The organism is Pseudomonadota bacterium (assembly GCA_010028905.1).
Lineage (GTDB): Bacteria > Vulcanimicrobiota > Xenobia > RGZZ01 > RGZZ01 > RGZZ01.
In genome coordinates this window covers 1-10,277 of the sequence record RGZZ01000153.1, presented here as the reverse complement: position 1 = coordinate 10,277, position 10,277 = coordinate 1, and the positions used below count along the sequence as shown (strand labels likewise).

The window sequence follows — 10,277 nt, the reverse complement described above, 5'->3', positions numbered from 1 at the left end:
TATCTCGCCAGTCGCTTCTCGAGGGCTTCGATGCGTCTGCGCAGGCTGTCAGACGGACGCTCGAAGCGCTCGATGTCGGTCGGCATCTTGGCCTGCAGTGCCGTGAGGCGGGCATCGATGACGTCGCCCAATCCGTCGAGCACCTGGTGCAGTTGTTCCCTCTCGCGGCGCATCTCGAGCCTCTACGTGTTCGTTGTCATGGTTGACCCCCCGGAAGTGTCGCCTCTGCAGGAGGCGTGTATCTAGCCAAGGTAGCCGGTTGTTTACACTTCCTGGCACGAATTCAGACGGTGTTGTAAACATGCTTCGTGATGCTGGTGGCCGCTCGGTTGGGTGAGTTTAGCGTTTTGGGGGGCTTGGAGGATCGCTTGTGGGTCGTCCAGGCGACGGGGGCTCCGAGGTGTCGCAGATGCGCATTGGAAGGATGGCTGAACTCCGTGGGATGACGATGATTTGATGGGTTGTCGAGGGTCGTTTCACGTCTTCGGTCTATGCTCATGGCATGTCGATCACCCACTCGTCTGAACGCCGATCGCTACTCGATCTGTCCCACCGCCGCTGGGCGACGAAGGTCTCGCGGGGCGGCACGCCTACCGTGCAGGGTGATGCAGTCTATCTCGGCAGCTTCGATCATCGCGTCTACCGCTTCGACTCGCGGGGCGAACAGCAATGGGCTGTAAAGACGGCCAGCCATCTCGATGCGTCGCCCACGCCCGGACCCGACGGCACGCTCTACGCCAACAGCCGCGACCTGCACCTCTACATCCTGCGCGCCACCGCCCCAGGCTTCTCGTCCTGCTGCCGCTGCTGGGCCAGGTCGCGCCTGGGTATCAACGGTAGGAATCCGCAGACGAAGAAGGAACCCATCATCGTCGCCCACTTGTGGGGCAGACACGCCCTCCGCCACCTGATTCGAGGCCTCGTCTGCCTGGGTGCACGTCCCAGGCTTCGCGAGAAGAGGAGATCCCGCTGATGCATCGCAGGACCACCGCCCGCGCGAGAGAGACGGGCGCGAGCCTCCGAGCCCTGGTGATCGGGGTTCTCGCCATCGCCACGCTCGCGGGCCTGGGCTGGCGCCAGATGGAGAAGGCGCGCTATGCGGCGTACAAGCCAGAGGCGACGAAGATGCTCGCCGTGCTCACCGACGTCGAGCTGAGACTTGGCAAAAGCACGAACGCCTTGCAGAACTTCCAGGCGATGATCCCCGTGACCCCCGCACTCGAGAAGTTCAAAGCGTGGTGCGCCGACAAGCCGAAGGTGAAGGAATATGCGTCGTACACCTCCCTGGTGACGTCGGCCGAGGCGTTCGTGCGCTCCAACGACTGCTGGACCCGCCTTCTCAACGGCGAGGCTAGCACGGATAAGGACCTGCTCCAGACCTGGCGCATCGGACTCAACGCGGTGAAGGCCGCGCGCGAACAGATCGCGCATGACGAGTAACCATCGCCCATCGAGGGCCGCGCGCGGCGGCGCAGCGTCGGATCAGCACCGCGGGGCGGTGTTCCTGGCGCTGTTGTCGGTGCTCCTAAGATTGCGCCCCGACGGCCAGTGCACCTCGTTGCGGTTGCTGTGTATGGTGACCGGGCCGTCGACGGTGTAGGTGCCCGTGATGCCCGGGTCCTTCTCCAGCAATCGCGCCCAGACGATGTGAAAGGGGTTTCGCGAAGGTGGCGGCGGGGGCCGCAGTCTCGTGGCAGGGCTCGAGTCGGCTAGGAGCGGCTGTGACCCCAGAAAGCCTCTAGCAGCCGGGCGCGCAGGCCATCTTGTGGGTGTGCACGATGGCGCCCACGGCCCCTTCCGCCAGCTCGAGGGTCTTGCGGGCGGCGGCGCGTGCGCGCGCTTGGGCCTCGGGCGTCACCGCATGGCGTTCGAGAAGGGCCCGGCCGCAGACCACGTGGGCCCATTCGTCGGGCTGAACATGATCGCGGTACAGGCGGGCCGTCTCCAGGTCTTGCGCTTGCTCGGCCCAGGCGATGAACTGCTCGTTGCGAATGTGTCCGATGGCCTCTCGCGTGAAGCAGGCGGCGGCCACCCGCTCCACCGCGTCGTCGAGGCTGGCGAGGTAGGCGTAGAAGGGCGACCGACCCCCCGCAAACGGATCGATGCCGCTCACGTCGTCGCCCAGATCTCGCAGCCGCCCCAAGATGAGCTCATAGTGACGGGCCTCGTCGCCACACATGCGCGCGAGTGCCAGCTTGATGTCGATGGGGGTGGTGGTGGGCATCCACAGCGCGGCGATCTCCGCGGCCTCAAGTTCCTGGCGCAACGCCAGGCGAAGTCGGCGGACCGTCTCTCCGGGGGTGGCCGCGGCGACGTCGGCCGCGTCTGCGTCGCGGATGGCGTCGATGCGGGCCAGGTGCTCTTTGTTCTCGCGATCCAGCTGCTCGATGAATGACATGCGGGTGCCCTTCCTCTCTTCGCGACTCTGACTGCTCGTCAGACCCGCGATTCAGAGTTCGCGTAGCACCCGTCCGCGCACCTTTGTCGCCCCCGTTGGTCAACTCGCAGTCACAACACCCTCGTGTCAGGAGCCCCCTCCATGAAGAACAGCATCTCTCGCCTTCTCGCGCTCACCGTCATTGTGATGGATGTGCTCGCCCTCTCGCTGGCCACGCCCGCCCGCACCTTTCTCGTCACCGAATACGGCCCCCAGCACGACCGCGTGCTCGACGCGGCAACGGGGAGAGGCGTGGCCGATGGACACTACCTCTGAACTCGTGCGCTTCTCGAGCGGCACGCCAGCACGCTGCTCTGTCGGCGACCCGCCGATGGCGCAGAGGCGTGGAAGAAGGAGATTCATGGCCTCACCGATCTGAACGGCTGGTTCTTCGAAGACGCGCTGTGTGTATGGCTCGGCGATCGCGTTGAGGGATACCGCATGTCGACCGGAGAGAAGATGTGGACGTGGGCTCTGCCGGCAGGCGAGCAGCCGTCGATTGTGAACGCGGCGTCAGATGTGGTCACGATGCTGGCCTGCCGGTGAAGTCGTTGGCACAGGCGGGTACCAGGGAGAGACCCGCAGCCTTATCTGTCGCCCTTCGCTCATGAAACCAGAGCACGCCCACCCTGTGGCCGCCACAGCGTCGGGAATGCGACAGAGGGGTTCTTCGACCCCCAACGAACTGCCGACATCGCCCTACGCGCCTTGTGGGACACCAAAGCCACCTCTTGGGCGTGACCATCTTTGACCTCGACACCCTTCGCACCCTGGGTCAGGTCGCTGTCGGCAAGAAGCCGGACGCCATCATCTACGAGCCGCTGACCCACCGGGTGCTCACCTTCAACGGCGATAGCGAAAATGCCACGGTTATCGATGCGGCGAGCGGCAAGGTGGTCGGTACCCTGGCTCTGGGAGGCGCCCCAGAGTTTGCGGCCAGCGATGACGACGGCCACGTGTTTGTCAACCTCGAAGACAAGAGCCAGGTTGTCGAGCTCGACGCCAAGAGCCTGCAGGTGCTGGGGCGCTGGTCTCTGGCGCCCGGTGAGGAGCCCACGGGGCTCGCCATAGATCGCGCCCACCATCGCCTCTTCATCGGCTGTCACAACCGACGCATGGTCATCTTTGACACCCGGGCGCATCGCGCGGTCCAGACCCTGCCCATCGGCGCAGGCGTCGATGCGACCGCCTATGACCCGGCCCTGCGGCTGGCCTTCAGCTCCAACGGCGACGGTACCCTCACCGTTGTGAGCACGCAGCCTGTGAGCGTGCTCCAGAATGTCGAGACCATGCCCGGAGCGCGCACCATGGCCCTCGACCCCGAGACGCATCGCGTCTACCTCGTCAGCGCGCTGATGACGAGCAACCCCACGCCCGAGGAGCGCAAGCAGGGCAAGCGGCCACGCTATGCTCCCGACACCTTCATCATTCTGGTGGTCAGCCCCCGCTGACGGCTTCGTGGCGTCCTTCGTGGAGATCGCGGAATGCAAAACGGAGCCGCAATGGCGCAGCTGCACAACCGCGATGACCTCCGGACGATGTACCTGAAAGAGCACGGCTGCCACCCCCCCCCGAACGAGCCCGGCGAGCCTTCGCAGAATCATCATCACCAGGCGTCCGGCCATGGCAACGGGGCGCCAACGGGCAACCATGAGAAGGCAGCGTGGCCGCCTCTTCCCCCAGGCGCCATGGCCAACCTCATGAAAAATGATGCGCGCAACGCCAAGAACCTGTACAATGAGATGCAGTCCGAGAAAACGTTCGTCCAGAGTGGGGAGTGGCTGCACTGACACGGTCGCCCCGCACACGGCGCAAGCGAAGGAGACCGCCCCACGGGGTGGTCTCTTTTTTTGAACACACGGTCATCGCCGCTGAGTCTAGAGCTGCGTCACGCGTCCCACAAACAGGATGGCGTTCGTGCGGTTGTCGCGGATCATGAAGAGAAAGGGGTGATCGGCGCGGAACAGCACGAGTGGGGGCTCTGGCTGCGATATTGCACCTTTCATCACGGTGATCACGGTGGCAGCGGTGGCCTCTGTGCCCTCTTCGGTGACCTCGATGAACGCTTTGTGCAGGGCCACGTCGATGTTCATCGGGTTGGTGGCCATGTCGCTGAAGTCGGCCTTGCGTGAGAAGGGGAGGGGCATTCCCAATCGAGCGGCCGCCTGTTTGTTGAGTTCGATTTCGTCTTCAAGCTTGAAGCGGGGGATCTCCACATTCACCATCACAACGTGAGCCGCTTTCAGCCAGGTCTCGACCTTTTCGGAGGAGATCGTGCGCTCGATGGCCCCAAGCCCCTGTGTCAGCTTCGGCAGGACGATGATCATCGATAGATCGTCGCGTTGGTAGGGAAGCGACAGGATCTGGCAGTCGGCCTGGTTGCTGATCTCGTACCTGCTGGTCTGGTGCATGAACGAAACGCGGGCTGTCTTGCCGCCGAGCGCATGGAAGGGCTGCTGTTGCGTGTTTCTTTTGTCAAACGTCTTCATCCACGACGCCTTGAAGTACACGGCGTTGGCGAGCACGAGGGGAGTGGAAGGCGTGAGCACTCCCGCTCCCACGATCTCCTTGATGCGGTCGTGGGTCTGTTTCGAGATGTAGCGATTGATCTGTTGGCGCGCCGCTTCGAGCTGGGTGAAGTCGATCTGCTGGCACTCGGCGTTGAAACGCTTCTTGACCAGGGTGGTGAACGCGGGGAGAAGGTGTGTCTGCTTCCCGATCCACAGCGCATTGGCTATCGAGAGGGCGTAATTACCCATTCTGGCGCGCTTGACGAGGCCTGCACGCAGGGCGCTGAGCCCGTCGGAGAGCGCGGTGACGGCGGACGGGCCAGTGGGGTACGAGAACGTTGTGGCGAGCTGGTGGGCCGTCTCGCCCTTTGCGCCAGCATAGGTCATGGCGAACGCCGTGTAGAGGCTGTACGGCGACACGAAGAGATTGTTGTCGCCGACCCGCTCGCGCCGAAAGCGGTACATTCGCCAGGTGAATCGGTTGTTGCCGCGCACCACCTCTTTTTCTTGGGCAGACGCGGAGGCGACGGGGCTGGCGTGCGACATCGGGGCGACATTCGCCACACAGAAGACGAGGACAGCGCCGCACAGCAGCGCACGACGGAAGGCTCTGAAGATCACGATGTGCGGTTCCTCCTGGCAGACGGTAGGGGACTGTGCGTTTTCGGATAGCGAGGGGCGATGCTCCTTCTGTTCGCTCGCGCGGCGTCGACGTTGCACGCGTCCTTTTTCAGCGCCCGCAAAGGCGCGGGCTGTCTCGCCTTTTGCAGGTGGCCGCCTCATCGGGCGCGCAGCCGTCGCACCTCATCGTCGGCGGTCACGATTCCGCCAAGGCCGCTTCGCTCGCTGCGGCCAACACGTTCGCGAACACGGCCTGCATCTCGTCGACGGTCGTCCACGCACCCGGTACTCCCAGGCGTCGCAGCACGCTGGCGCGCACGCGCGGGGGCGAGAGGTCGGGGTCGAGCTCGACGGCGCCGCCCTGCCAGAACCCCTCGAGCGAGAGCGCCTCGTTGGTCTCTTCCGGCACGACCGCCATCGGTTCGTCGCCCCGCCGTGCCCGCAACGCGCCGAGCAAGGTCTCTCGATCGCGCCCTCGTAACGTGGTGAGAATGAACGGGTCGCTGTCGAGGGCCTCGCCGATGACGTAGTACACCGCGGCGATGTGCTTGCACGGGTTTCCCCAATCCGGGCAGGAGCACGTGTTCTGCAGCTCGGACGACGTGCGTGGCAGCAGCGCCGCCCCCGCCTCCGCGAACGCCTCGTCGATGTCTTGCGGCATGTCGCCGTTGAGCAGACGGGCGACATACTCGGCGCGGGCCGCCAGGGCGTCGAGCACCTTCTCCCACTCGCGGTCGGAGATCGGCGCCAGGGCGATGTCGATCTTGTAGGGCTTGGGGCGCGACCCCTGCACCTTCGCCGTCACCCGCCCGGCCGCCACCGTGTAGTCGAGAACCTGCCCGGAGCGGGCGTACGAGCGTCCCCGTCCCAGGCGGGCGTCCCATCCCAACCCCTCAAGCGCGGCGATCCACTTGCGCGACCACCACGCTTGACCGAAGGTCTGCGTGCGGGCCTTGATGCCGTCTTTCGTGGCAATTCTCTGTCGCTTCTCGTATCTCGGCCACCCGCTCATACGACATCGTCCTCCACGGCACCGGCCTGCAATGTGAACATCTTTCGCAGCTGTGACGTGTCGAGCTCGGTGAGCCACGACTCTCCGCTGCCCACCACCTGCTCGGCCAGGGCCATCTTGCGCTCGATCATCTCGTCGATGGCCTCTTCAAGGGTGCCCTGGCAGATGAACTTGTGCACCTGCACGTTGCGCCGCTGCCCGATGCGGAAGGCCCGATCGGTGGCCTGGTTCTCGACCGCGGGGTTCCACCAGCGATCGTAGTGGAACACGTGCGAGGCCGCCGTGAGGTTCAATCCGACCCCGCCGGCCTTCACCGAAAGAAGGAACACGGGCGGGCCGCCGTCGGCTTGGAAGCGCTCCACCATCTCGTCGCGTGCCTTGCGAGGCGTGTCGCCGGACAAGAACAGCACGGGCACCAGCAGCCGCTCGGTGAGGGCCTGGCGCAGCCGCTCTCCGAAGGTGCTGAACTGGGTGAACACGAGGGCCCGGTCGCCGCTGACCACCACCTCGTCGAGCATCTCGACGAGGCGCTGCAGCTTGCCCGAACGGGACTCGCCCAGTGCGGAGCCATCTTCGAGGAACACCGCCGGATGATCGCAGATCTGCTTGAGGCGGAGCATGGTCGAGAGCACGAGACCCCGCCGCTTGATGCCATCGGAGGCCTCGATGCGCGCCAGCATGTCGTCGACGCAGGCCTGGTAGAGCGTCGCCTGCTCCCGGGTGAGCGGGCAGTACACCTTCATCTCCTGCTTCTCGGGCAGGTCGGAGATGATCGTCGCGTCGGTCTTGAGGCGGCGCAGCACGAACGGCCCCGTGGTCGAGCGCAGGGTGGCGGCTCGCGCCCCATCTCTCCACCGCTCAATGGGGACCGCGAACTGCCGGTGGAAGGCCGTGTGCGATCCGAGTATCCCTGGATTGAGGAAGTCCATGATCGACCACAGATCGGTCAGGCGGTTCTCGACCGGGGTGCCCGTCAGCGCGATGCGGCAGCGGCTGCGCAACCCCCGCACCGCCTTCGACTGCCGCGCGTCGGGGTTCTTCACGTTCTGCGCCTCGTCGAGCACCACCGCGTCGTACTCGGTGCCCGCCAGCAAGGCTTCATCGCGGGCCGCCAGGGCGTAGGTGGTAATCACCAGGTCGAGGTCGCCGGCCCACGTCGCGTAGGCTGCCTTCTTGCGTCGGTCGGCGCCGTGGTGCACGCCCACCCGCAGGTCCGGGGCGAAGCGGGTCGCCTCGCGCTGCCAGTTGCCCACCAGCGACGTGGGGCAGATCAGCAGCGACGGCCCCGCTCCGCGTCGGTGCAGCAGCAGGGCCAGCATCTGGATGGTCTTGCCCAGGCCCATGTCGTCGGCGAGACAGGCGCCGAGACCCCGCGCGGTGAGAAAGTCGAGCCACGAGAAGCCGCGCAGCTGGTAGGGGCGCAGCTCGCCTCGCAGCGCGCCGGGCACCTCGACGGGCGCGACGCGGGCGGGTTCGTTCAGGGCGGCCAGCGACCCCTCGAACTTCACGGTGGGGTGTGTGGCTTCGTTGCGCGTCACGAAGGTGAGGGTGTCGCGCAGCGTCATCTTGCCAGGCGAGCCGTCGAGGGCAGCCAGTGTGCGGTCGATCTGGGCGGCGTCGAGCAGCACCCACTGTCCCCGCACCTGCACCAGGGGCACCTTGTTCTTCGCCAGGGCGCGGAACTCGTCAGCGGTGATCGGGTGGTCGCCCAGCGACAGCGCCCAGTCGTAGTCGACGATGGCGTCGAGGCCCAGGTGTCCGAGCCCGGCGCTGCCCTTCTCGCAGCGGGGGCGGACCTTCAGGGTCACTCCGATGTCGGGGGCGCGCATCAGCCGATCGCCGGGGACATACACGCCGAACCCGCCGTCTTCGAGCAGGAAGGCGGTCTCGCGCAAGAACGAGACGGCCTCATCGAGCTTGAGATCGACCGCGGACGGACGAGCGGCCGACAGGGCGCGCGAGAGCTGGGGGAAGACGCGCACCGCCCGCCCGAGGTCGGCCAGCGTCTTTTCATCGCTTGCAGGCTTCATCAGGCTTGGATCGTCGAGGGCCTGCGACAAGATCTCCACGCGCCAGGTGCGCGCCCTGGGTTTCGGGGGCTCGAGGCGGAAGCAGGTGCGGAAGGGCGCGTCGTCTACGGCCAGCAGGGGCGCGATCCAGCGCTGGATCTCGGCGCCAAAGCGCTCGCGCGTGCGCGGCCCGACGCCATCGAAGGCAGTCTCGCCCCTGCCCAGCGCCGCGGCCCAGGCGCGGGCTTCTTCCGGCCAGCGCGCGGGGATCTTCTGGGTGCTGGGGGTGTCGTGGGCGACGCCGCCCACGTAGTCGTCGACGGCCCGGCGCGCGAACGCGGTGACGGCGGCACGCGCGGGGGGCACGGTGCGGCCGTCGGTGGAGAGTCGTCCGCTGGGGGGCAGCGTGGCCGCCAGGGCGGCGATACGCTTCTGATCGGCGGGGTCGTCGAGCACGGCCCACCAGCCTGCCTGCGCTCCGTCGTCCGACACCCAGGGGACGGCCCGCTCGCGCGCCACCAGGGCCAGCACCCAGCGTCCGATGGCGCCCCAGGCGTGGGCGTCTGACCCGACCACGGCACGGGGATGACCGTCGGCGTCGACCAGAGGCTCGCCGATGCGAACGGGGAGACGGCTCGCGGCCACCGCTGCGTGGGCCGGGCCCAGCACCAGCACGGGGACGATCCAGGGGGCGAATCCGCCTGCCTTGGCCCCCTTTGGGGCGGGGTCGTCGGCGACCATCGGCAAAGCGTCGCGCGAGCCGACGGGGCGGCCCTCGATGGTGGGCAGCCACAGCGTCTCGTCCCGCGCCTCGTTGAGGGGCGTGTCGAGGGCGGGCTCGAGCAGGGCGCGCATGTCGGCGGCCGAGACCGCCGCGGAGTGTCGCTTCCTGGCGCGGGACGGGGCGACGGGTGCGCCCTCCATCCAGAGAAGCAGGTCGGTGCCGTTCCAGACAGCGTGCAGTACGTTCACGGGGGATGCCTTCGCAGCCGGTTTGGGCCCGTGCGATTCCGCGGAGACCGTCTGTGAATCCTTGTGGACAAGATCCGGAGTGTCGCCTGCGTCACGTTCGTCGAGGGTGATGTCACCGCCGGCGTCCGTGTCATTGAAACGGACGGTAGAGATGGCGAGACAGCCCGCCGGCGGCGGGTGCAGAACCGCACGACCACGCCAGCAGCGAGGCTCGTGTATCCACCGCCGAGCATAGCGCTTCTCTCGCCGCCCTGACAACGCTGCACCCCCAGCGCTCTGCCGCCTTCAGCGCAACATCCCTGCAGCATAGCCCCTTCGGCGACGTGCTTGCGAGAGCGAATCGCTCATCGACAGGCTGGGCCGCAGCGTCGGTACCCGCACGCAATCAGGCCCCCCGCTGCCGCCCCATCTCCCTCGTGTTCACACATCAACGCCGGACAACCCCCACTGTCCGGCCTGAAACCGTGAACACTCTATTGCTGGGTCTCACCTGGTCACGTTGGGCAGTCACCCATCGCTGTATTCTGCACGTGCTCACGCTCCATCGTTTGTTCTCGTGCTCGACGGCCTGTCTTTTACGGGACTCGGCTTCGGTTCTGGTTCTTCGACGTGCGTATCTGCAGCCGCAATGTCACAGCCGGGCGCGTCATTTCAGCTTTCGATGACGCTGTGACCGGCGCCCAGGCGGTCGATAGCCGATTTTCCGCGCGGAAAAT

The 10,277-nt window shown here is 66.4% G+C and carries 8 protein-coding genes; 4 read left to right on the top strand and 4 right to left on the bottom strand.

All coding sequences use genetic code 11. The annotated features are described in order from the left end of the window. Window positions 1-502: 502 nt before the first annotated feature. Window positions 503-973, top strand: a complete 471-nt coding sequence (locus EB084_12085) for a hypothetical protein (GenBank protein ID NDD28994.1) — start codon at window positions 503-505, stop codon at window positions 971-973. After that, window positions 973-1,440 (top strand): hypothetical protein, encoded by a 468-nt coding sequence (locus EB084_12080; protein ID NDD28993.1) that lies wholly within the window; start codon window positions 973-975, stop codon window positions 1,438-1,440. Before EB084_12085 ends, EB084_12080 begins: the two co-directional genes overlap by 1 nt. A 298-nt stretch (window positions 1,441-1,738) precedes the next feature. On the opposite strand, the gene EB084_12075 is transcribed toward EB084_12080, so the two are convergent. Further along, a complete protein-coding gene (locus EB084_12075) occupies window positions 1,739-2,398 on the bottom strand; it encodes a ferritin-like domain-containing protein (protein NDD28992.1) in 660 nt (219 codons plus the stop codon). A gap of 770 nt (window positions 2,399-3,168) precedes the next feature. Between EB084_12075 and EB084_12070 the strand changes: the two genes are divergently transcribed. Both EB084_12070 and EB084_12065 read left to right on the top strand, forming a co-directional pair. Further along, window positions 3,169-3,888 (top strand): YncE family protein, encoded by a 720-nt coding sequence (locus EB084_12070; protein NDD28991.1) that lies wholly within the window; start codon window positions 3,169-3,171, stop codon window positions 3,886-3,888. A gap of 51 nt (window positions 3,889-3,939) precedes the next feature. Then, window positions 3,940-4,227, top strand: a complete 288-nt coding sequence (locus tag EB084_12065) for a hypothetical protein (protein ID NDD28990.1) — start codon at window positions 3,940-3,942, stop codon at window positions 4,225-4,227. Window positions 4,228-4,314: 87 nt separating this feature from the next. On the opposite strand, the gene EB084_12060 is transcribed toward EB084_12065, so the two are convergent. From EB084_12060 to EB084_12050, 3 genes are read right to left on the bottom strand one after another with little or no spacing between them, the layout of a single operon-like run. Next, window positions 4,315-5,730: a serpin family protein gene (locus EB084_12060; GenBank protein ID NDD28989.1), complete on the bottom strand. Its 1,416-nt coding sequence runs from the start codon at window positions 5,728-5,730 to the stop codon at window positions 4,315-4,317. Window positions 5,731-5,764: 34 nt separating this feature from the next. Then, window positions 5,765-6,580 carry a metal-binding protein gene (locus tag EB084_12055; GenBank protein NDD28988.1) on the bottom strand — a complete coding sequence of 272 codons (816 nt, stop codon included), beginning with the start codon at window positions 6,578-6,580 and terminating at the stop codon, window positions 5,765-5,767. Further along, on the bottom strand, window positions 6,577-9,513 hold the full coding sequence (locus EB084_12050; protein ID NDD28987.1) for a DEAD/DEAH box helicase: 2,937 nt from the start codon (window positions 9,511-9,513) through the stop codon (window positions 6,577-6,579). Before EB084_12050 ends, EB084_12055 begins: the two co-directional genes overlap by 4 nt. Window positions 9,514-10,277 lie beyond the last annotated feature (764 nt).

Coding starts and splice junctions, on each gene's coding strand:
- EB084_12085 (NDD28994.1), top strand. CDS start 503: ATGTCGATCACCCACTCGTCTGAACGCCGATCGCTACTCGATCTGTCC.
- EB084_12055 (NDD28988.1), bottom strand. CDS start 6,580: ATGAGCGGGTGGCCGAGATACGAGAAGCGACAGAGAATTGCCACGAAA.
- EB084_12050 (NDD28987.1), bottom strand. CDS start 9,513: ATGGAGGGCGCACCCGTCGCCCCGTCCCGCGCCAGGAAGCGACACTCC.
- EB084_12060 (NDD28989.1), bottom strand. CDS start 5,730: ATGAGGCGGCCACCTGCAAAAGGCGAGACAGCCCGCGCCTTTGCGGGC.
- EB084_12065 (NDD28990.1), top strand. CDS start 3,940: ATGGCGCAGCTGCACAACCGCGATGACCTCCGGACGATGTACCTGAAA.
- EB084_12080 (NDD28993.1), top strand. CDS start 973: ATGCATCGCAGGACCACCGCCCGCGCGAGAGAGACGGGCGCGAGCCTC.
- EB084_12075 (NDD28992.1), bottom strand. CDS start 2,398: ATGTCATTCATCGAGCAGCTGGATCGCGAGAACAAAGAGCACCTGGCC.